General features: G+C 36.2%; 13 protein-coding genes and 1 pseudogene. 3 read left to right on the forward strand and 11 right to left on the reverse strand.

Annotated elements, in window-relative coordinates; translation table 11 throughout:
• Window positions 1–52: 52 nt before the first annotated feature.
• The 6 genes and pseudogenes from LC095_RS05715 to LC095_RS05740 form a co-directional block, all read right to left on the reverse strand.
• A pseudogene (locus tag LC095_RS05715) lies at window positions 53–368 on the reverse strand (transposase); the annotation flags it as partial.
• A 637-nt stretch (window positions 369–1005) separates the two neighbouring features.
• Window positions 1006–7110 carry an immunoglobulin-like domain-containing protein gene (locus LC095_RS05720; protein ID WP_226527246.1) on the reverse strand — a complete coding sequence of 2035 codons (6105 nt, stop codon included), beginning with the start codon at window positions 7108–7110 and terminating at the stop codon, window positions 1006–1008.
• Between the two features lie 47 nt (window positions 7111–7157).
• Window positions 7158–8153, reverse strand: coding sequence for a galactofuranose ABC transporter, permease protein YjfF (gene yjfF / locus LC095_RS05725; RefSeq protein WP_226527247.1), 996 nt, complete (start codon window positions 8151–8153; stop codon window positions 7158–7160).
• Window positions 8150–9172, reverse strand: a complete 1023-nt coding sequence (locus LC095_RS05730) for an ABC transporter permease (protein WP_226527248.1) — start codon at window positions 9170–9172, stop codon at window positions 8150–8152. Before LC095_RS05730 ends, yjfF begins: the two co-directional genes overlap by 4 nt.
• On the reverse strand, window positions 9172–10665 hold the full coding sequence (locus tag LC095_RS05735; protein ID WP_226527352.1) for a sugar ABC transporter ATP-binding protein: 1494 nt from the start codon (window positions 10663–10665) through the stop codon (window positions 9172–9174). The genes LC095_RS05730 and LC095_RS05735 overlap by 1 nt, the downstream gene beginning before the upstream one ends.
• Before the next feature lie 121 nt (window positions 10666–10786).
• On the reverse strand, window positions 10787–11806 hold the full coding sequence (locus LC095_RS05740; protein WP_226527249.1) for an ABC transporter substrate-binding protein: 1020 nt from the start codon (window positions 11804–11806) through the stop codon (window positions 10787–10789).
• Window positions 11807–12059: 253 nt separating this feature from the next.
• Between LC095_RS05740 and LC095_RS05745 the strand changes: the two genes are divergently transcribed.
• From LC095_RS05745 to LC095_RS05755, 3 genes are all read left to right on the forward strand, one after another.
• A complete protein-coding gene (locus tag LC095_RS05745) occupies window positions 12060–13760 on the forward strand; it encodes a HAMP domain-containing protein (RefSeq protein ID WP_226527250.1) in 1701 nt (566 codons plus the stop codon).
• Between the two features lie 178 nt (window positions 13761–13938).
• On the forward strand, window positions 13939–15576 hold the full coding sequence (locus tag LC095_RS05750) for a sensor histidine kinase (RefSeq protein ID WP_226527251.1): 1638 nt from the start codon (window positions 13939–13941) through the stop codon (window positions 15574–15576).
• Complete coding sequence (locus tag LC095_RS05755; RefSeq protein ID WP_226527252.1) at window positions 15573–17129, forward strand: response regulator; 1557 nt, start codon at window positions 15573–15575, stop codon at window positions 17127–17129. Before LC095_RS05750 ends, LC095_RS05755 begins: the two co-directional genes overlap by 4 nt.
• Before the next feature lie 164 nt (window positions 17130–17293).
• Here LC095_RS05755 and araA read toward each other — a convergent pair whose 3' ends face one another.
• The 5 genes from araA to LC095_RS05780 all read right to left on the reverse strand — a co-directional run bounded on the left by araA (window position 17294) and on the right by LC095_RS05780 (window position 24986).
• Window positions 17294–18781 carry an L-arabinose isomerase gene (araA, locus tag LC095_RS05760; RefSeq protein WP_226527253.1) on the reverse strand — a complete coding sequence of 496 codons (1488 nt, stop codon included), beginning with the start codon at window positions 18779–18781 and terminating at the stop codon, window positions 17294–17296.
• Window positions 18782–18835: 54 nt separating this feature from the next.
• Complete coding sequence (gene araD / locus LC095_RS05765) at window positions 18836–19528, reverse strand: L-ribulose-5-phosphate 4-epimerase (RefSeq protein ID WP_226527254.1); 693 nt, start codon at window positions 19526–19528, stop codon at window positions 18836–18838.
• Window positions 19529–19750: 222 nt separating this feature from the next.
• A complete protein-coding gene (locus tag LC095_RS05770) occupies window positions 19751–21349 on the reverse strand; it encodes a xylulokinase (RefSeq protein ID WP_226527255.1) in 1599 nt (532 codons plus the stop codon).
• A gap of 303 nt (window positions 21350–21652) precedes the next feature.
• Entirely contained in the window at window positions 21653–23083 is a 1431-nt protein-coding gene (locus tag LC095_RS05775; protein WP_319005766.1) for a sugar porter family MFS transporter, read from the reverse strand.
• A gap of 334 nt (window positions 23084–23417) precedes the next feature.
• Window positions 23418–24986, reverse strand: a complete 1569-nt coding sequence (locus LC095_RS05780; RefSeq protein WP_226527257.1) for a response regulator — start codon at window positions 24984–24986, stop codon at window positions 23418–23420.
• Window positions 24987–24999: the final 13 nt, after the last annotated feature.

The raw sequence follows: 24999 nt of genomic DNA on the forward strand, positions 1-24999 counted from the left end.
CCAGTTAGTTTAGGGTGATTTTTTTACATTATTGGTTCTTTTTTTTACATTTATCACATTTCAATGTCCCAAAAAAAGACCCCATTGGTCCAATATCAATACACCGACCAACCCGTGACATGCTTTGCGTCATCTTTGCCGCATCTATCTTGCGTTTAAAGCCTTTAGAGGTGTATTGGAATCCACGGTAACTATGGATAAGAGGTTGTTCTCCATTCAATAGTACTGTTGCTTTATCAAGTGTCTTGAATACAAGTTGATTATTATTAGAGTGTCCTAATGGATCCATCATAAATTTCACGAATCGCACTTAAATAAGCTTTTTTTGATTGACCATACTTAAATTCCGTAACGTCCGTTACCCATTTTCCCCTTCCTGAATAATGGCCTATAATTTGTTATTTACTTTACTAATAAAATTTTAATATTTTATAGGAGTTTTTTTCTACCTCTTAACCAATTACTTGTTAATTCTTTATTTATATTTCAGAGAAAAAGAACTTAGATTAAAAAATAGTTATGGAAGTGTTTTTGACAAGTGGTTGAAGTTTGGTACTGTAAAAGATATGAAGCAGGAAGAAGTTGAATAGCAAATTTGCATTTTTATATTTAAGTTGAGTATACTAAGTAGCTAATAATTCTATACATTAAAACGGTAACCTTGAAATCCATGAGGTCGGGTAGTTGGATGATATGGTGAGAAGTAAGTGTTGGAGGTTAAAGATCACATGTTGATTATTAACCTCTTTTTTTGTTCTCTTACTATCTGCACCCAGGAGGCGAATATAGGGATTGATAAGTAAAGTGATATATATGCCTGAAATAACGCTGTTATAAACCTATCTTGAAATTTCAGGGTATACCAAACGGTAAGTACAGTAAAAATGCTTATAATTATAACACAGCACCTGGTAACGGTCCTCAGGACAACACCTTTTTAGTAAAAAACAAAAAATAAAACTAGCCTCTTGTCCTGAGACTAAGAAGCTAGTTTTTATTCGTTTATTAACCTTTCAATTTCTTTAATAGAACAATCAATATCTTTGAGTTTTCTTCAGAAATTGATTTTCCAGTTTGAGCTTTTAATTGATTTTCATAAGCGTTTAGTTGACCATTCATTGCCTGTTGATTGCCTTTTGCTGCTGATGCTTTCGCAGCTTGAAGCTTTTTCACTAGGGCGTCAGCTATTCCTTCTTTCGTTACCATCGTCTCTGTTAAGCGACCGAAACTATCAAAATCAACAGTGACTGTAAATTCGATTTCTGCTATTGCAGTATTACCTGCTTTGTCTGTCGCTGTAGCCGTAAATTTATTGATTCCTAGCTCAAATTCATAAGCTGGTCCTTCAATATTTTCACATTCTTTTGAAGCGATACCAGACAAATCATCGGTGATGTTACAAGTAATCTTAATATTTGAATCAACGGTATATGTTTCTTGATAGCCATTAAATTCGATTACTGGTGGTGTTGTATCCTTTGGCTTCTCGACAGTTACTTCACTCACCGCCATTAATCCACCGTCAACTGTTGTTACAGTGATTTTTGCTTTTCCTTCTTTTAAGGCCGTAACTTTTCCATTTTCGTCAACGGTTGCAACTTCTTCATTATTACTAGACCATACAACCGCTTTATTGACAGCATCATTAGGTGTAACTGTTGCTTGCAGTGTTCCTGTTTTACCTTCTGACAACGTGACTGCTTCCTGATCAAGTGTTACACTTGTTGGATGTTGTTCAGCGCTTGGAACTTTAACAGCCGGAACTGTTTTTAGTAAGGCTTCATGTTCCGCTTTGGTTACTGGAAGTACTGTTCCATGACGTGGTCGTGCTGGTAAATCGTAGTTTTCAGATACTTTCCATTCGCCTGACTGCAGATCCGTTGTTTCAAAAGGAACATATCCTCTACCGCCGAACTCATCAATGAACATATACCATTTTTCTTCTGCATTTGATTTAAAGATCGTTGGACCTTCACCTTGACCAATTGAGCCTTTTCCAATTCCCTCTTTAATAAGCGCGAAGTTAGGGTCAAGGACTGAGTTTCCTACCTCCTGGAAGATAAACTTACCGTTTGGTGAGGAAGATGTATTGCTTCTTTCATCTTTTGATAAACGGTAAATTTTATCATCATGTTCAATCATTGTTGTATCAATAACTGAATAACCAAGATCAATATAGACTTCAGGTTCAGTGAATGTGTAGAAATCTCTTGTTTTACTGTACATCATTTTATTATAAGTTGAGCCACTATGATCGGCATTGTCATAGAGTTTTGATGCCCAGAAAACGACGTACTCTCCTGTTGTATCATCGTAGAAGATTTCAGGTGCCCATGTATTTCCTGCCTCTGGTGGAGCTACTTCTACCATTCTTTGCTCAGACCAATTAATCAAATCTGTGGATTCCCACACCATAATCGATCGACTGCCTGATCTTTGGGCTCTGTCCCAATTCCAATCTCCATTAACTTTTAGATCTGTTGCAATTAAATAGAATTTATCACCTTCAGGAGAACGAATGATAAACGGATCTCTAAGTCCTTTTTCTCCTAATTTAGATGTGATGGCTGGTGCTCCATTGTTTAACTCATTCCATTTAAGTGGGTTATTGCCTTCACTTAAAGCGAAATAAATTTGTTCACCATTTGTATAGCCTTCGCCTGTAAAGTAGCTGAAGACGTAACCTTCATAAGCTTGTTTTTGCGGCATTTCTTTCACATTTGCTAAAAATGCCTTTGTAATGGTTTCCTTATTTAACGTGATTGTTGCCGTTAATTTCACATGTTTATTTCCTTCTCCATGTGCCGGGCGTTTTACTTCACCAGTTGCTGTAATCATCTTTGAATCACTAGATTTCCAAGTAATCTTTGATCCATTCTCACCAGATGTCGGTAATGTAAGATTACCGCGAACATCATGAATGTTATGAACCTTCAATGCTTCTGCGTCTGCTCGTACTGCGACTGAATCGTGTGGTTTCTTTACTACAGTAACAGTAAACTCTTTTGTTGCTTCATTTGTCCCATCAGTAATCTTCGCTACAATCTTAACTGTTTTGTCTCCATCTTCATATGAAGGTCTTGAAACTTTTCCTTCATTTGTAATGATCTCTTGATTTTTTGATTCCCAAGTGATTGAAGTCCCATTTGCTCCTGTCTTAGGGAATACTAAATTTGACGTGATTTTATCTTTGTTTTCATTTTTATTGATAATTGTTGAGTAATCTAGTTGTTTGATCGCATTTTGAAGAAGTAAACCTTCCATTTCAGCAACTTTTTCATCTGCTTTTTCTTTTAGTTCACTAATTTCTGCAGCTGTTAAGGCTCCATTATAGATTTCGAAGTCTGCAATCATTCCTCCAAAATATGGATCAGACGAATAGAATGAGCGACCAATAAATCCACTTCTTTCATTCGGATTATTGATCTGTGCTAATGTGTATCCATTTGTTGAATCTGATGCAACTTCAACACCGTCAACATACAATTTTAACGTCTTATCTTTGCCTGACATAACAGCTGTAACCAGTTTCCATTCATGTGACGTTAATGAACCAGTTGTGGCATTTGCTGCAGCTTCATTCGTCCAGCTTGCTGTTGCAATCCCGACTCGAGCAGAACGATCGCCTGAATTTCGTTTTGGTGTTGCAAATAGATATTTATTGTTATCCTGACCTAAAGCAAATATCCATTCAGCCTCGTTCTTCCCCTCCCAATTCACTAATGATGAAACGGTTACACTTTCTAATCCATTTAACACACCTTGAGGCATTTCAATATAAGAGCTTGTAGAGCCGCCTTTAAAATTGATCACCCCAGCTTCTTCTCCTTTAATAACTTCAGCGTTTTGAGGATTGACAAGCTTACCATCATAAGTACCTGTTTGATCTACTACTTTCGTGTCTTCCACTTTACTCATATCGTAGTCAAGAATTAACTTTGTTTCTTCTGGTTCCTTTTCAGGTGGTGTTGAAACCTCTTCATCCGCTAAACTGGTAATTTCTTCAGCGTTCAGAGCTCTGTTGTAAATTTTAAAGTCATCAAACTTCCCCTTAAAAAGACTATGATTGTTATTGCTCGATTTACCTAAATAGTTCATTGTTGTTTCTACTAGCATTCTAGGCTCTACATTATATGTTGAGCTTCTTGAAACTTCCTTTCCATCCACATATAAAACAGCATCAAATCCTTCAATTGTCATCGCTACATGATGCCATGAACTAGCAGAAAGCATTGGCGCTCTCACAGCATATTTATACGAGCTTCCTAAAAGAGAATGTTGATTGGCAAACTTTTCTGTGAATGGAGTCACAATAGCAAATTCCAAGTTACCTGTATCACCTTGTGTACTCAAATACATCGTATTGCGGTTTGCAACTCTTCCTGTATTAGATGAAAAGTCAAAAATGCGTTGATTTGCTTGATCACCTTCGACTTTTACCCAAGTAGACATTGTCATACTTTCTAGGTTAAGATCTTTAATGACATTTTTCGGAAGCTCAACATATCCTGTACTTCCATCTAAGTCTACTGCTCCAGAAGATTTCCCAACTGTGTCAGTAGAATCAATCTTAGATCCACCAACTAATTTTGCATCAAACCCATTATTGGAAACATCTTTAACTGTTGTTCCATCAATGTCTTCTTTATCAAATGTATAATGTACAACTGGCTTATCAGATTTCTCAGGTCCAGGCATACCGTATTTTTTTTGAAGTGCATTGTATTCCTCAGTCGTGATCGGAATAACGGTTCCATGTCGAGGACCAGGTGGGAGTGCATATTCAGAATCAGGAAGTAAATTGTTCACAAATTGAGTACCATCTTCCAAATCTGTCGACCAACGCACATGATATGGCCAAGAATCTAAGAACATGTACCATTTATCTTCATGGATGTCTTTGAAAATTGTTTGCCCTTCGTTGTTGCCTTGGTGACCGATTAGACCTTTATTTCCATCTTTTGTTCCAGGGATCACATCGTATTGGAATCCATTCTCCTTAATACCATCTTTGTCATTGAAAAGATCTGTTGCTTTCTCATAATACACTCGGTAATTGACTTCAGATTTTGTAAATCGATAAAATGTTCCGTCGTTTTCGATAAAGCTGGTGTCGATCGTCGGGAAACCTTCATCAATAAATACTTTTGGTTCAGAGAATGTATGGAAGTCTCTTGTTGTTGCGTAATACATGACATTGTACTGTCCTGCTGGTCTTCCATTCGGATAATTCCCGTATGTTTCTTCGTTTTTCATCGAAGAAGCCCAGAATACAACGTATTCACCTGATTTCTCATCATAAATAGCTTCAGGTGCCCAAGTGTTTCCACCCGTTTTAGGAGCCACCTCTACCATTCGTTGTTCGCTCCAATTCACAAGATCATCCGATTCCCAAATCATAAGGGAGTGACTTCCAGTGATTTGAGCTTGGTCAAAGTTTGTGCTTTCACCCATTTTCAAATCAGTTGCTAACATATAAAATTTATCTCCCTCAGGAGATCGAATGACAAACGGATCTCTAATCCCCTTTTCACCCATCGTTGATTGAATGATCGATTGACCATTATTTAATGAACGCCATTTTAATGGATCTTCTGCTGTTGCGAAAGAAATTTCCTCTCCACCTTCGTACTCTCCAGTGAAATACGAGAAGAAATAGGCATCATATGTTAATTTGCCAGGGTCTTTTATTACGGTAAGCTTAAACGTTTTTGTTGTTTTAGCACTTCCTTTTGAAATTGTTGCCGTTAATGTCACTTCTGTATCAGCTTCTGGTCTTGTTACCCAGCCAAGCATTTTATTATGATCAGCTGCCTCAGCTGACCCTTTTACAATTTTCGGGTTTGAAGATTCCCAAGTAATTGTGCTTCCTTCTATGCCTGATAGCGGTAAAGTTATATTCCCTTTCACGTTATCTGTGTTAGTAAGTGCTAAGTTTGATGCGTCTAAGTCTACTACTTGATCATCAGAATACTCTTTTAAAACGGTTACAACAAACTTTTTCACTTTTTCAGCTCCTTCATAGGAGATGCTAGCAGTTAACTCTACTTCTACATCTGTTTCTGTTTTACCAGGACGAGTAACGGTCCCGTCATTTGCAATGACTTCCGTGTTACTCGAGCTCCAAGTAACATCTACCCCATGTTTGCCTTTTGTCGGAAGTGCGATATTACTAGTTATTTTATCTACTTGATCACCACTATCTAAATATTCTATCATCTCTAGAGATTCTGTCGCATCGTTAATAACAAGTTGATTGATTTTATCAATTTTACTAGATGTTTCTGTATATAAATCTGCTACCTGTGCTTCTGAAAGTGCACCATTATATACACGGAAATCACCTATCATTCCTTTAAAAAATGGATCATTTTTAAAGATGGATTTTCCAATAAAGCCTGAGAAGCTAGATGAAGGATCGATCATTTCTGCCAGTTTCTTTCCACCAGCTGAGCCTGACGCTACCTTTTTCCCATTTACGAATAATGTGATCGTGTCGGATTTTTCCGAGAACACGACGGTAGCGACTTCCCATTCCCCCGCTCTCATCGTCGATGTTGCCTTTACAAGTGATTCATTTTTCCATCCGGCTTTAGAAATCCCTGTTGCAGCTACATCTCCCGAACCATGTCTTGGGGTAACAAAGAAATATTTATTGCCGTTTTCAGCATCATCTGTTACTGTCCCTAATCCAAAAATCCAACGATTAGCACCGTCATTCGTCCAATTTACAAGAGTGGAAATCGTGACTTCTTGTAAGCCTGTTAATAAATCTGAACCATCTTCACTTTTTGGGACCTCAATATATCCGCTTTTTGACGTTGAACTTCCCCCATTAAAGGAAACATATCCGACTTCATCATTTTTAACCAATTGTCCATTTTCTGGGTTTTTAAATATTCCATCAAACGCTTTTTCATCCCCTGATACGTCAGTCAATGTCATTTGATCACCATTTTTACTACTCGATTTCATATCATAATGAAGAATCAGTTCAGGAGTTGTTGAGCTTTGCTCTACTGCAAATAATGATTGCGGTAGTAATCCTGAAAAAAGATTAAACATCATAATTGTTAATAAACAAATCGAGAGCTTTTTCCTTTTTTTCATTTTTTCACTCCTCGATATTTATTTCTCCATCGCATCACAATGTTCCTTTAATGGGAGGATATTGTTGTTTGACCCGCCTTGCTCCTGGCAACAATCACCCGTTGTAATACAATAAATAATAATAACAATGCTCCAATTGCAATTTTAGTCCACCAAGAACTTAATGTTCCTTCAAAGACAATAACTGTTTGAATAATACCTAAAATTAGGACACCTACGACACTTCCAGCTACATACCCAGCACCTCCTGTCAATAAAGTACCACCAATAACAACAGCTGCAATTGTATCTAGCTCTAAACCATTTGCATGCAGTCCATAACCTGATAACATATAGAAAGTGAAAATTAACCCAGCAAGTGATGAGCAAAATCCACTAACTGTATAAATTAAAATTTTTGTTTTCCCAACAGGTAAACCCATTAATAAGGCAGATTGTTCACTTCCACCTAAGGCATACACATTACGTCCAAATTTCGAGTAGTGAGCAACAAAAATAGCGGCAATCACCACTAACATTGCAATGATGACACTAATGGAAATAAAGTTTCCTCCACCGACTGAGATTCGGGTACTAGCCATAAAACTAAAGAACTCATGGTTAATCGTGATCGATTCAACACTAATGAGATAGCATAATCCTCTTGCCAGGAACATCCCTGCAAGTGTCACGATAAATGGCTGTAAGTTAAAGAAATGAATCAGGCAGCCCATACAGAAGCCAAGGATTGTTCCAACAAGTAAACTGATCGGAATGACAAGAACTGGAGAAAGTTGAGCATTCATTGTCAGGCTTGCTGCCACCATGCTTGTTAACGCAATGATCGAACCAACTGAAAGATCAATTCCTCCTGATAAAATCACGAATGTCATCCCTACGGCAACAACAATCAAGAATGCGTTATCAATAAACAAATTCAAGAAAACTTGTGTAGAAAAAAATCCAGTATATCTTACAGAGCCAAATATGAACATCATAATAAATAACAGAATTGTTGCTGTTAAGGGGAGGTGTTTAGAATCTATTTGTAACCTTTTATTCATGATACCGACACTCCCTCACTTTTTTCTTTTGCCTTTTTCACTGAAAAAACACTGAATACTTTTTTTCTAAATTCAGGAGATTGTAATAAACAAACAATTAAGACAACAACTGCTTTTACAACAAGGTTTATTTCCGGTGCAATTCCAATTGAGTATATCGTTGTCGTTAAACTTTGAATGATAAGGGCACCGATCACTGTTCCCATTAAGTAAAATCTACCGCCATTCAGTGATGTACCACCAATTACGACCGCTAATATGGCATCAAGCTCATACCATAAACCTGCATTATTACCATCCGCACTCGCTACATTTGAGCTTAGGATTAAACCACCAATCCCTGCACAAAGTCCTGAAAACACATAAACCATTAATAAGATATTTTTGGAGTTAATACCTGATAGCCTACTAGCTTCAGGATTCGTTCCAACCGATTCAATAAATAATCCTAAAGCGGTTTTTCTAGTTAATAGAGACGCAATAATCAACACTGCAGCTACGATAAAAATGGAAAAAGGAAGCATAAGCCAATATCCGCCACCGATAAAGGTGTATGGATCATAATAGACTGTCATGATTTGACCATCAGTAATTAATTGGGCAATACCTCGTCCAGCCACCATCAGGATTAATGTGGCAACAATTGGTTGAACACCTATTCTCGAAACTAGCACACCATTCCATAATCCCGTTAAAATAGAGATTCCAATAACCAATCCAATTGCGGTAAATAATGGGAGTAAACTATCGCCATTTGCCCCACTTACGGTCATTGCACCAACTGCACCAGCCATCGCAATAACTGAACCAACACCTAAATCAACTCCTTTTGTTGCAATAACTAGAGTCATGCCGATTGAAACTAATAACAGCGGTGCTCCTCTATTAAGAATATCTATTAAACTACCAGTTAAATAGCCGTTCCTCACTTCAATCGAAAAGAAACTTTTATCAAAGAACAGATTAATAAGCAAGATGATAAGTAAAACGACAATAGGCCAAAATAATTTTGATTTCATCATGTCACACCTCCAGCCATTGCTTTCATAATATCTTTTTGTGTAATTTGTTGATTATTTTCTATCTCTGAAACCTTTTTATGATCTCGTAGAACCGCAATTTTGCGACAAGTTCGTAATACCTCTTCTATTTCAGATGAGACAAATAAAATGGACATCCCTTCTTTACTAAGTGAAACCATAAGCTTTTGAATTTCTGCTTTTGCACCTACATCAATCCCTCTTGTTGGCTCATCTAATATTAATAAATTAGGATTTGTAATCAGCCATCTAGCAAGCAAAACTTTTTGTTGGTTTCCACCGCTTAAATTTTTGATTAACTGCTCGGGATTTGGTGGATTGATGTTCAGTAATTTGATATATTCATCTGCAATTTCAATTTGCCTTTTCTTTGGGATATACCTAAACCAACCTTGTATTCCTTGCATCGCTAGAATCATATTTTCTCTAATTGTGAGGTCTGCAATAATCCCTTCTGTTTTGCGGTTTTCAGAACAAAAAGCGATTCCCTTTGAAATAGCTTGTTTTGGGGATGTAAGATTGGCTTTGCTTCCGTTTATCTTAAATTCACCTGTATCTGCTTTATCTGCTCCAAACAATAGCCTTGCCAACTCTGTTCTCCCTGAACCAAGAAGTCCAGCAAGCCCTACAATTTCTCCTTCATGGATATCAATATCAAAAGGAGAAATTTTCCCTTTCTTCGATACTTCTTTTCCTTCTAAAAAAAGCTTTTTCTTTTCATTTGAATGAATGGCTGTTGCGTGATCATTACTCTTAAGCTCGTTTAGGTCTTTTCCAATCATTTTAGAAACTAATTCAAGTCTCTCAATTTCATTTGTCATATATTCACCAATCCATTGGCCATTCCGTAAAACGGTTAATCGATCTGTTATTTCATAAATTTGGTCAAGGAAGTGACTGACAAACACAATAGCTAAACCATCATGTTTTAATTTCCGAATAACATTAAATAATTGATTAACTTCATTTTGATCAAGGCTTGATGTTGGTTCGTCTAAAATCAGGACCTTCGCAGAGACTAAAAGTGATCGTGCAATTGCTATCATTTGTTGAATCGCAACCGAATAGGATGAAAGCAACTTTGTGACATCGATATCTAAGTTTAATCTTGTTTGCAACAACTCTTTTGCTTTCCTATTCATTTCCTTCCAATCAAGACGACCTCTTTTCATTATTTCCCGACCAATAAAGATATTTTCTACGACAGAGAGATTCGTACATAAATTCACCTCTTGGTAAACTGTACTAATCCCTAGGTTTTGTGCTTCAAGTGGGTTAGATACTCTTATGGTTTTTTCCTCCAGAGTGATCGTTCCTTTATCAAACGTATATACACCGGTTAACACTTTAATTAATGTCGATTTTCCAGCACCATTCTCACCCATAAGTGCATGAACCTCACCTGGATAAAGTGTTAACTGCACATTTGATAAAGCTTTTACTCCCGGAAACTCCTTTGTTATTCCTTCCATGATAAGGACTGGAGTCTTTTTCACGCATTTCCCTCCTAAACTATTTATTTTAAAAGCCACTAGTCAGTAATACGAAGATATACTACTAATCTAGTGGCTATATGTTTGTTTAATCTCTTAATTAATATTCACGTGTTGGTAATAACTCTTCTGCTTGATCCATTGTATACATGCTTTCCTCGACAGCTACACGCTTTTCAATTTCTTCTCCAGCAAGATGTGCTTCAATCAAATCGACCATTTGCGGTCCAAACAATGGATTGCACTCAATTGTGACATTCATTTTGCCTGCTGCCATCGCCTCAAATGCTCCTCTTACTGCATCCACGCCGATGATTTTAATGTCTTCACCGGGCGTTAAGCCATACTCTTCAATTGCTTGAATCGCACCGATGGCCATATCATCATTATGGGCGTATAAAACATCAATGTTTTCTCCATCAGATTTTAAGAACGCTTCCATAACTTCTTTTCCTTTAGCACGTGTGAAGTCACCTGTTTGAGATTTGATAATTTTTAGATTAGGATGATCTTTAATAATTTCCTCAAATCCTTCTTTACGGTCGATCGCTGGAGCTGAACCTACTGTCCCTTGAAGCTCAACAATATTCACATCACCGTCCATATCCTTTGTTTCTTCCACTAACCAGTTTGCAGCTTTTCTTCCTTCTTCAACAAAGTCAGATCCTAAGAATGTGACCCAGAGTGAATCATCTTCAATATCTACAGCACGGTCTGCGAGGAATACAGGAATCCCTGCATCTTTTGCTTCCTGTAATACCGTTTCAAACCCTGTTTCAACAACTGGTGAAAAAACAATGGCATCTACCTTTTGAGCGATAAAAGAACGAATGGCTTTAATTTGATTTTCTTGTTTTTGCTGAGCATCAGAAAACTTTAACTCATGACCTGCAGCTTTTATGGCATCCTGCATAGACTTTGTATTTGCCGTTCTCCACTCACTCTCAGCCCCTACTTGCGAAAAACCGATGACTAACTTTTCACTAGACTTAGAATCTCCTGAACTAGCACTACCAGATTCTGTTCCCCCTCCTGTTCCTGATGAACTACATGCAGCTAATAAAAGCATGAGCGACATCATTAGGAAAAATACTGTTTTTCTTTTTAAACGTTTTTTCATCATTTGCTTCTCCCCCTCTACTTTCCCACTCAGATTGTTTAAACAAACAACATTCCTTTATTGGAATAACCTTATTATAAAACGCTTACACACTATCGGTGAATGGAATAACTTTCGAAAAAATTGCAAATCATTTAGTTTATAAATTGTTTTTGTTTATAAAATTGTAAATTCTTTTAAAAATGTGTAAAATCTTTTCATCTACTTTTCACTCTTTCTATAGTAGAATATGTCTAGAAGGGGGAGGGGTTAATTGAAAGCGCATCCAAAATTATCAGATCTTTCATTACGAAAAAGAATAATCTTTGTTTTTTTGGTCATTCTGTTATTGCTTGCAACAATTAACTGTGTACAAATCTATCTTTTCCTTGGATATGTTCGGCAGTATAACGCGATGATGGAAACAATTAAATTAACGAATTCAATAAATGGTTCACTCAAGCAAAAGTTAGATGAGGAGATTAGGGATATTGCGTATGGGAAGGTACTGTTTGAAAATGGTACCCAATACGAACACCTTAACAATATGTACCATAACTTAGATAAAATTGAACAAGATGATAAGAATAGCCAATTTACTAAGGAAATTTCAGAGGTTCGCCAGACATTAACGACTACGACTGAATATATTGATAAGCTTGGGGAACAAATACAAGAAAATGCACCTGCCGATAAACGAAATATCACCTATGAATATATTACAATTCTCACAGACCTCATTGATGAAAAAGTTCAGTCACTCTTACAAAAAACCCTTTTAGTAAAAGGGGAATCACAACATATTATATCCACTAACCTAAAAAGAGATATCACTATTTATATTTGTGCATTTATTTCGGTCATTATGATCTCATTATTTTTTGCAATCTATATATCTGGAAGCTTTGTAAAACCCATACGTCATTTAGGACAAAAAACAAATGAAATTGCTGAAGGAAATTTAACAATAGGTGCAATAACCTATCCTTACAAAAATGAAATCGGAGAATTATGCCGCTCGTATAATCGAATGTTTCATAATTTAAAGGATATTATCTTAAGTGTGAGAAGAACAAATGATTTAGTCGTGTTAACCTCAAAGGATATTCACCAAAGTATTCTGGAGAACCGGCTGGCAGGAGAAGAAGTTGCCGAAGCCACACAAAAAATTTCAACCAATCTTTACACACAAGATCAACTCATCCAAAACTCAGTCTCAACATTTGAACATCTGATTTTTAAATATAACGAAATACTAGGAAAATCAAATAAAATCAACCTCCAATCAAATGAAACCTTACATATTACAAATAAAATTAGTAATGAACTTATAACCTTTCATCAACAACTTGGAAATATGAGTAAAATGATTTATACCATGAATACAAAATCAGAAGAACTTCAGAGATTGTCAGGAGAAGTGAATGAAAATATTCGATTCATTAAACTTGTTTCAAAGGAGTTTACTTTACTGTACCTTTCTCTACTAAATGAGATGCCAAATCTTTCAGAAAATCAACATGTATCAAACACATTTACTCGAATAAAGAAAATTTCTGATGAAACAGATAGAGTTTCACAGCAATCTGATGACAAAACAGACGATATTTCAAGACTATCATCTTCAATCAGAAAACAAAACGCTGAAACACTGAAGAATATTCAAACCAGTAAAATCATAACTGAGGAAATACAAAGTGGCTTTAAAACGATTCTTTCGATTAGAAGTAAACAGCAAGTTGAAATTGAAAGTATAAAGCTAGACATGCATGAGGCTTTTGATCAAATGCTTTCTGTTCGTCAAATGATCTCAGACATTGAGCAAAGCTCTCAAATAACAAATGCAGAATTAGCCGGGATTGCTTCTATGGGAGAAGAACAGCTAACGACTCTTGAGGAAGTTTCTGATTCATCCTATAAACTTGTTGAACGAATTCAAGAAATGAAAGATAACATAAGGCAATTCAAAATATAAGATCCACAAGCTTATAACATGTTGTCGAAATTATACAAATCTACTAATCATACTACTGGCAGGTTGGAGAAATATGAAATTTATCAAATGGATCGTATCAAGTTTACGCGCGAAACTTCTAATGTTGTTCCTTTTTTTAACGGTGATCCCCCTTATTCTTGTTGGGATGATTTCATATATGAAATCGTACGATATTTTTGCACAAAAATCATATTCATTAGCCCAAATTCAACTATCACAATTACGCAGTGAATATGATGAGGTGATTCAAGACATTAAAAGATTTAATGAAATTGGGAAAAAGGAAAGCACAGTCCAATTTTTAATAGACAAACAAAATACTTCTGAGGAATCAAAAAGCATTTTAGGAATGATAAAGCTTTACAGAGAAAGTTATCAATATAGTGATAGTATCATGAATATTAAAATTATTGGCCTTGATGGGAAAGCTGTTAGCGAAGATCGAGGAGTTCACCAATTAGATCGTCTAGCACTCACTAAACCTCCATTTGTGACATTACTTGATGAACCTACGAAAACATTGATTGAGCCAATCTATAAAAATAGTAATCCAGCACTTTCCATGACAAGTACGATTGTGTCCGATTCATCTAAAGAAGTAATTGGTTTTATAGATATTGTTATTAAAGCTTCCGTTTTTAAGGATATTCTTCACGATGCTTCCTTAAAAACTTCTGGCACGATTCAAATTCAATCTGAGTCTGGAACTATCTTATTTTCGCATCCACAATTCGCAAAGACTTCACCACTCTCAGATCGAAAATCAATAGAAGAAAACAGCTCTGGTTATTTTACGAAAGGGTCCACATTTTTTGTTTATGATACTTCTGAATTAACCGGATGGAAATTTATAAGATATACACCGTTAACAGAAATTACGAAAGAAGCTAATGAAATAAGGAGTCTCATTGTCTTAACGGTTGGCTCAATATTAATTTTCACAATTGGATTATATATCTTTATTACTTCAAGATTGATTCTTCCACTTCGCCTATTAAAGAGGAAGATGAAACAAGCTTCCCAAGGAGATCTTGAAGTGAAGTTTGAAAACAAAGGGACAGATGAAATTGCAGAACTAGGTGAAAATTTTAATAGTATGCTCATAAAAATCAATGATCTATTAACGAAAAGTGTTAACGAACAGAAACAGTTAAAAACGGCAGAATTACGTACGATGCAGGCCCAAATTAATCCTCACTTTCTATATAATTCACTTGAAACAATTATATGGATGGCAGAAGCCAGAAAAACTGAACAAGTCATTGAAATTACAAAGGCATTATCCCACTTTTTTAGAATTTCTTTAAGTAAAGGAAAAGATGTCATTTCTCTAGAAGATGAGATTAATCACATCCGTAATTATCTTACGATTCAAAAAATGAGGTACCAAGATATTTTAGATGTAACGTTTCACTTAAATGAAGATATTTTTGATTATGAAATGATTAAATTAACAATTCAACCTATTGTTGAAAATGCAATCTATCATGGAATAAAAAATAAACGCGGCAAGGGGTTTGTACGAATTAAAGGTGATTTTACACCTGAAGGATATATTTCAATTGATGTAATAGATAACGGTATTGGAATGAAAGAAGACAAATTAGAAGAAATTCGATCTCAATTATCTCAAGGTGTCCCATTTGAAAAAGAGCAAGGTGGCTTTGGTATGGTAAATGTTCATCAACGAATACATTTACACTATGGAGAACCTTTTGGTCTTACAATCAATAGCTGGTATGGGTCAGGTACACGCGTCAGTTTGATCATACCTGCAGAAGGGAGAAACAGATGAAAAAAGTATTTTTAGTAGATGATGAAATGGCTATCCGTGCGGGGATCGGGAAAAGCATTGATTGGAAACTAGAAGGGTTTATCTATTGTGGCGATGCTTCAGATGGCGAGATGGCCCTTCCATTGATCGAAAAACACCAACCTGATATTGTCATTACTGATATTAAAATGCCTTTTATGGATGGACTGGAACTCAGTCGTATTCTTCGTGAAAAAATGCCCTCAATAAAAATTATTATTCTAAGTGGGCATGATGAATTTGAATATGCTAGAGAAGCAATGCGTATTCAAGTTGCAGAGTATTGCTTAAAACCTGTAAGTTCTTTAGATTTACTTACTATTTTAAAAAAAGTCTCCTCAAAAATTGATGAGGAGGAACTGAAAAATAAAAGAATAAATGATCTAGAAAATCAAATTTCCCAAAATAAATCTGCTACTAGAAATAAATTTTTATATGAAATTTGTGAAGGCTCTTATACCTCTTCAAGAGCAATAAAAGAGGCGACACAATTAAACATAAATCTAATCTCAAGCTATTATTATGTTGTGATTATTGAATGTACAATTGAATCAGACCTTATTAACTGGATTGAAAAGGAATATGATTGTTTGCAATTTAGCAGAAAATTAAAGGAAACTATTTTTATTATGAAGGGTGAATCAAAACAGACACTTGAATATGAAGCAGAGGTCATTCGAAAGCGTCTCCTCCTCGCGCATGAAGAATTACATCCAAAGAAACCATTAATCTTTGGTATCGGAAGAGTAGAAAGTCGTATTAAAGGGATTTCTGTTTCGTTTTCGGAAGCTGATGAAGAAAAAAGTTATTCAAGTATTATTCAAAAATACAGTTCTAAGGGAACTGAAATAGATATTGAATCAAAGAAAGAGCTCCAACATTTTAACCGCAGAGACTTAATTGACTTTTTAAAATTTGGACTTCTAAACGATATTTCTAGTTTTGCTCGTACCTATTCTTCTTATCTGTCAAAGGGAAATATTCGTTCACCTTTTACAACGTATTATTTTTTAATGGATTTCACTATAACGATTTCCCATTATTTAAAGGAAAGAGAAATGGACCGTCTTGAAGTTATGCAGGAGATTAATCAATTAGAAATGAAAGCAAGCTGGATTAGGAGCTATAACGAGGTTCTAGCCTTTATAGAGGAAATGCTGTACCTCGTTTTATCAACTAGAGATTGTTTAACAAGCAAATACTCATCATCCGTTCAACTGGCTATGGATTATATTAATAAAAATTTTCCCGACTCACAATTATCGTTGCAGACAGTTGCTGATGCCGTAAATGTAAGTGCCTCCTATTTGAGTCATTTGTTTAGTCAGGAAACAGGTAAAACATTAATTGAATATTTAACAAACACCCGTATTGATATGGCAAAAAATCTATTAAAGTCAACAAACAATAAAACCTATGAAATAGCCGATCAAGTTGGATATAGTGATTCACATTATTTTTGCAAGACTTTCAAAAAAATAACCGGGTTAACAACAAAGCAATTTAAACATCAAAAACAGGATTTTTTTGTTTAAGACTTTGGAATTAAACGATTCCTATCCTTTTTAGGATAGGAAGTATCATTTCTAATTTTTCCAAAAAAATTTTAAAGGGACTATTTACACTTAAATTTAGTAAACTTTCATAATATAAAAAGACCAGAGGTTTAATGTTCTTAAACCTCTGATCCCCGTTCATCTTATCTTCTCCAAATTGCTTCATTCCACTTTAACTCATTGCGGAATTGTCTCACATTTGTATCTTTGTCGATGACAACCACTTCGATTTTTGCCATATCAGCAAAGTCATATAGTTGTTCAGTTGTCACTTCAAAAGAGAATACTGTATGATGTGCTCCGCCAGCATAGATCCAAGCTTCTGTCGCTTCACTTAAAGATGGCTGCGGCTTCCACAATACTTTTGCTACTGGTAAATTTGGTGTTTCAATAGTAGGTTGTTCAGCTTTCACTTCATTGATGACTAGACGATATCTTCCACCTAATTCGATAAGTGAAGCATTTACTGCATCTCCACCTTTACCATCGAATACAAGACGTGCTGGATCCTCTTTTCCACCGATACCTAAAGGATTTACGACAATTTTAGGTTTTGTGGCAGAGACTGTCGGACAGATTTCAAGCATATGTGAGCCAAGAATCATTTCGTTGCCAGGCTCTAAGTGGTACGTATAATCTTCCATGAAAGAAGTTCCTTTATTACCGGAAATAATTTTCATTAAGCGTAATAATGCAGCTGTTCTCCAGTCACCTTCACCTGCAAATCCATATCCTTCTGCCATTAAACGTTGTGAAGCTAGTCCCGGAAGTTGTTTCATTCCATGTAAATCTTCAAAATTTGTCGTGAATGCGCTGTAATTCCCTTTTGACAAGAATGCTTTTAATCCTAACTCAGTACGTCCTTGCTCAAGAATTGCGTCTCTTACTGCTCCTGGCTCACTCGCTTCTGCTGGAAGTTCGTATAATTCACTATACTCTTTATAAAGTGCATCTAACTGATCATCTGTTACTTTGTTCATTTCTTCTACAAGATCACCAATACCGTAATAATCTACTGTCCACCCAAACTTTATTTGCGCTTCAACTTTATCTCCGTCTGTTACGGCAACATTTCTCATGTTATCACCGAAGCGAGCAACACGAATATTTGGACCCTCTGTTACACCAACAGCTGTTTTCATCCAGCTACCTAATTTTGTTGTGACTTCTTTGCTTTGCCAATGTCCAACGATTACTTTTCTTGACACATCCATACGAGTTCCAATAAAACCGTACTCTCTATCACCATGAGCTGCTTGGTTTAAGTTCATAAAGTCCATGTCGATATCGCTCCATGGGATATCACGGTTATGTTGGGTATGAAGATGAAGCAATGGTTTTTGCAGAGCCGTTAGTCCTGCGATCCACATTTTAGCTGGTGAGAATGTGTGCATCCACGTAATAATCCCTGCACAATTTTCATTTGTATTTGCTTCAAATGCCAGATTTCTAATTTCCTCTGCCGTCTTAACAACAGACTTGAATACGATATTAAAAGGAAGATCTCCTTCTTTATTTAACCCGTCTACAACTTCCTGTGAGTTGTTAGCCACTTGGCGTAATGGTTCTTCTCCGTATAAGTTTTGACTACCTGTAACAAACCAAAATTCATAAGGTCTTGTTTTTAACATGTGAATTCCTCCTAATTTATATAGATTGTTAGATTTATCGTTTAGTAGCATAGCTTACTTTTTCTGTCCGTAATAGGCATTTGCTCCATGTTTTCTTAAGTAGTGTTTATCTAATAATGTCTGATCCATAGGCGGAATTTCCGGGTTAATTTGGTATGTGTGGAAATTCATTTTTGCCACTTCTTCCAAGACAACCGCATTATGGACTGCTTCATTCGGGTCTTTTCCCCAATTGAATGGAGCATGACTATGAACTAGTACACTAGGAATCTGTGATGGATCTATGTCTTTAAATGTTTCAACAATTACATTCCCTGTTTCCAATTCGTACTCACCTTGAATCTCTTCTTCTGTCATTCTTCTCGTGCAAGGTACAGTACCGTAAAAATAATCCGCTTGCGTTGTCCCTAATGCATGAATAGGTTTACCCGCTTGAGCCCAGCTTGTTGCCCATGGGGAATGGGTATGAACAATTCCCCCAATTCCGGGAAAGTTTCGGTAAAGAACCAGATGTGTTGGGGTATCAGATGATGGGTTTAAATTACCTTCTACAATATTCCCCTCTAAATCAAGTACAACTAAGTCTTCGACTGTCAACTTGTCATATGCAACGCCGCTAGGCTTGATTACGACTAGTCCTTCCTCTCGGTCATAACCGCTTACATTTCCCCAAGTAAACGTTACCAATCCATATTTCGGTAAAGCCAAATTTGCATCCAACACTTGTTTTTTCAAACTTTCTAACATGATCTGGTTAGCACTCCTTTCAAGCATCTATTATCTTGTACGCATAAACTTAAACTCATATTTAAATCATATCGTAATTTGTACGTACAATCAACAAGTATTTAAATAAGTGATGCACTATAACTTCAATCTACCATTTAAAACATGTGTGGACAGCGAATACTTTTTTAGAAGAACTCGACAAGAAAGCTGTTCCTGTCGAGTTGCAAATTCACTCATAACTTACCGAAGATTTTCAACTGCTGCTCTTTCAATAACAAGACCGTTTTTATAACGTTCCATAAATTGCTCAAAGCCTTCTACATCACTCGGATCCGGAGACACTGTCTTCACTGATTGATCAACAAATACTTTGTCATTTAAAAACTCTTCCAAAGATTCCTGTTCCTTTTTGTTTATCATATAAGATCCAAGTAGGGCCATTCCCCAAGCACCACCTTCTCCTGCCGTTTCCATAACAGACACAGGAACATTAAAAGCAGCTGCCAATATACTTTGACCAACACCTTCTGTCTTGAATAATCCGCCATGACCCAATACTTCATCCAACTTTACGTTTTCTTCATTTAATAGAATATCCATACCAATTTTCATCGCGCCGAATGCTGTAAATAATTGCACACGCATGAAATTAGCAAGATTGAAACGACTTCCTGAAGAACGAACAAACAATGGACGACCTTCTTCAAAATGGGTCATATGCTCACCTGAAAGATAGCCATATGATAATAGGCCACCTCCATCCTGATCTCCTTGAAGGGCTTGTTTAAATAACGTTTCATATATTTTATTCTTGTCGCCTTCCATGCCCATTGCACCTAAAAATTCTTCAAATATTCCGATCCATGCATTTAAGTCCGAAGAACAGTTGTTGGAGTGAGCCATCGCTACTAAATTACCTGTAGGTGTTGTAACAAGATCAATCTCAGGATGGACTTTGGACAAATCTTTTTCGAGTACAACCATGGCAAATGCAGATGTCCCGGCAGAAACATTTCCGGTACGTTTCGCAACACTGTTTGTGGCAACCATACCAGTTCCTGCATCACCTTCCGGAGGACAAAGCGGAATACCTGCTTGCAGTTCTCCAGTAACATCGAGAAGCTTGGCTCCTTCTACTGTTAATACGCCAGCATTTTCCCCCGCTAATAAAACATGAGGCAAAATGTCTTCCAGTTTCCAAGATAAATTTTTGTGATCAACCAATTCATTGAATTGATTGATCATGGTTTGATTATAATTCTTTGTTTGTAAGTCAATCGGAAAGACACCAGAAGCTTCACCAATACCCAAAACCTTCTGTCCTGTCAATTTCCAATGAACATATCCTGCTAATGTTGTCAAAAAAGAAACGTCATTAATATGTTCTTCCTGATTTAAAATCGCTTGATATAAATGAGCAATACTCCATCTTTGAGGAATTTGATAGTTAAACAGTTCTGTTAATTCTTTCGAAGCATCTCCTGTAATATTGTTACGCCATGTACGGAATGGGACTAAAAGCTTTTCATTTTTGTCAAAAGCCATATACCCATGCATCATCGCACTAAATCCAATAGCACCAACTGTTTGTAAAGTGATGCCATACTGTTGCTTTACATCATTAGCCATCTTTTGAAAGCTGTCTTGAACACCCTTCCAAACTTCCTCTATGCTATATGTCCACAGATTATTTATATAACTATTTTCCCAATCATGGCTTCCTGATGCGATTGGTGTATTATCTTCGCCGATTAGAACTGCTTTAATTCTCGTTGATCCAAGTTCTATACCAAGTACTGTTTTACCACTTTGAATTGCATGTTTTGCATTAAGACTCATTCTATATTCCTCCTATAAATAAACGATTTAATAAATAAAAAATCGTAACCGCTTACATCAACATAAATATAAATTAACCACATTGTAATTTTCCCATCATTCATTACCAACAGCAGTTCTCACGTTTACGAAACTAAGCTTTCGATACTTCATCTTAAAACCTTGTGCGTATATATATGAATTTATAAGTTTATAATACTATAATTGGTACGTACAATCAACCATAGCTTGACGATTTATACACTGCATGAAAAAAGTTGGACCCTTGCTGTAAAGATCCAACTTTCTTCTATAATTAATCTACTACTTACTTGTTGTTTCTTCTATAGCGTAACCAGTGAAATCTTCTTTATCAAAATCAGCTGCTTTCTTTCCTTTAGGCTTCCAAATTTGCGCGATTTCTTCAAGCGATTTGTTTTTTGTTTCCGGTACAATCGTCATAACGAAGATGAAGCATATCGCATTAATGACAGCGAACATCCAGAATGTAAATGATCCACCCATATTATTGATTAGAATTGGCGTAAACTGTCCGATTGCCCAGTTTGCCCCCCAAAGGAACATCGTTGCAATTCCAACCGCTTTACCACGCAGATGGTTTGGGAAGATTTCCGGAATCATAATCCAAGGGATTGGTCCCATTGATACACAGAATGCCGCAGTGAAACCGGATACAAAGATGACTAGTAATGGACCACTATTTGCAGGTTCAAAGTAGAATACGCTTCCAATCAGCACCATAAATATCGCCATCAAACTAGAACCAATTGCCATCAATTTCTTTCTGCCAAGTTTGTCAATTAACAAAAGAGCTACAATCGTGAACACTACTTGGACACTACCAATGATACTTGTTGCCAAAAACTCCGTGTTATTCTCAAAACCAACACTGCGGAAAATATCCGGACCATAGTATGTTACAGCATTCATACCAATTACTTGGTTAAACAGGGCAAGAAAAATTCCCACTCCCATAGCCATTCGTAAACCAGGCTTCAATAATTGTTTAACAGAACTATTTTTTTCTGTTTCGATTGATCTTTTAATCTCTTTCACTTCTTGTTTTGCAACTGTTTCACCGCTGATTCGTTTAAGTGTTTGAAACGCTTCTTTTTCTTTTCCTTTTTGCATTAAATATCTAGGGCTTTCCGGAATAAAGAATAATAGAACGAAAAAGATTAAACCTGGAAACGTTCCATAACCCAGCATCCAGCGCCATCCTTCCTCTAATCCCCAAGCATGTGTCCCACTGTTTGCTACTGCATAGTTGATGTAAAAAGTAGCACAAATTCCGAAGATCGTAAATAACTGATAAAGAGATCCTAGTCTACCTCGGATGTTTGGCGGTGCACACTCACTTATATACGTAACAGATAGAGCTGATGCAAAACCTATTCCAAATCCGCCGATAATTCTAGCATAAACTAGCATAGTAACACCTGTTGCAAAGGCAGATCCTATTGCAGAAATAATAAACAGAACGGCAGATAAAAACATAATATTTTTCCGGCCATATTTATCACTTAAAAAACCGGACATCGCAACACCAAGTACCCCGCCGATCATTACACAGGAAATGACCCAGCCCTGCATAGCAGGTGTTAAGTCGTATCGTTCTGCGAGAAAGCCAATTGCTCCTGAAATAACCGCTGTATCAAAACCGTACATTAGTCCGGCTACACCTGCCGCAACTGCAATTAAAATAACATACCATGATGAATGTTTTTGTAACATATTGATCCTCCTCATACTCTATAGTTGATTACACATCTTCATGTAGAAGATCCGGTAATTGCTCTTCATAACTCCAATACTCAAGCTTGTTTTCTCTTACCTCCTGTCATAGTGTGTATATGATTTCGTTTACATTATTTCTTTCATATCTTTCAAACGTTACAGTAAATTTATCATAAACAAATCCTCATGATAGCACTTTCATCTTCACATTCTTGTTAACACCTAGACTATATTGTGAAGGATATTTTTCTTGTTGTTTAACATACTAAAAAAGCTTGTAGAAAAACTCTAGGTTTCTCTACAAGCTATAAAGGCAGCAATTATCATGGTTTCATGATTGGTATTTGCTTCTATATTCACTTGGACTAAGTCCTGTTTCCTTTTTAAAGACTCTGCTAAAATAATTTGGGTCCTTATATCCTATATTCATTGCAATTTCTTTTAATGGAGTTTTTCCACCCAATAATAAGTCTTTAGCTTTTTGGATTCTTATATTGGTTATATACTCAATAAAAGTTACCTCAAACTTTTCTTTAAATAGCTTACTAAGATAATAAGAGCTGAGGCCTATCTTTTCAGCAACTTCTTCCAGCATGACCGTTTTATTATAATGATGATCAATATATTCTTTTGCTTGTAAAATCAGACTATCCACACCATTCATGCGCCAATCTCTTAAACGCTCGATAATAACTAACAAATGTGATTTCGCACGTTCTTTTATCTGTATGGATGTTTCTAATTGGTCAAAGCTCATTTGAACATCTTCATCAAATCCAAACTCTTTCATTGATCGTGTTAACACAATAAAAAAATTCCCCATTGATTTTTTCATGATTTCTACCTTTGAATCTGAGGCTTGGTATATGTGATGAAAATAAGTATCAAACAATTGTAATCCTTTTTGCATATCCCCTTTTTTAACTGCATTCACCAGTTCTTTCTCTACTTCAAACGGGATAAGTTCTGTCCGCCTTTGCTTCAAATGACTACTGTAGGCCATATACGATGCACTTTTATGATGATAAACTAATTCCAACGCATAGACCGCTTCCTCATAGGAACGGGAAAATTGATGAACATCAGTAACTACCGTTCCTATTCCTGCAACCAGCCTGCAATCATTCAACTGATTTTTCACCTTATGAATGATTGAACCTGCAAACTCCTGCCTCATTTTTAGATTATCTTCTTCTTCATGATTCAGTAACACAAGTGTTGGGACTTGAATGCCAGTTAACGGACCTACAAGACATGGATACTCCTGATTATGTAATGTCTTTTTTAAAACCCTATACCATTCGCTTCTTTCTTGTCGTTTTGGATGAAGCTTATTAGAATCAAAAGAAAAAACAACGATGAATCCTTGCTTTTGTTCAAGATTCAACCATTCATTCCAATCTTCTTTACCAAAATCATGAACATGATCCAATAGTAACGACACAATAAACTCCATTTCTATAAAAGAGTTGAATCGTTCTAACCGATGATTTATTTCCAACATTTCATTTCCTTGTTTTCTTTCCTTCTCTATTTCTTCTACCATTCGGTCAAAAGCTTCGAGTACTTCTGACACTTTACTCGGCTTTAACAAATACTCCTTAATCCCGACCTTCATCGCTTGGCGTGCGTAATCAAATGTGTCAAAAGCAGATACCATCACACATTTTGTATTTGGATATACCTCGAGAATTTTTTGGATTGCTTTAAGTCCATCTAGCTGCGGCATTTTAATATCCATAAAAATTAAATCCGGCTTTTTGGCAATGGCTAGATCGACTGCTTCTTTTCCATTTTGTGCTTCAGCTATGACCTCAAACCCTGAACGGTTTTTAGATAGCATTAGCTTAAGTCCTTCTCTTTCAAGTAACTCATCATCTACCAGCATGACATTTATCAAGATTTCACTCCTC

Origin of the sequence: Metabacillus niabensis (assembly GCF_020524345.1) — a bacterium.
In the GTDB taxonomy this organism is placed as follows: Bacteria; Bacillota; Bacilli; order Bacillales; family Bacillaceae; genus Metabacillus; species Metabacillus niabensis_B.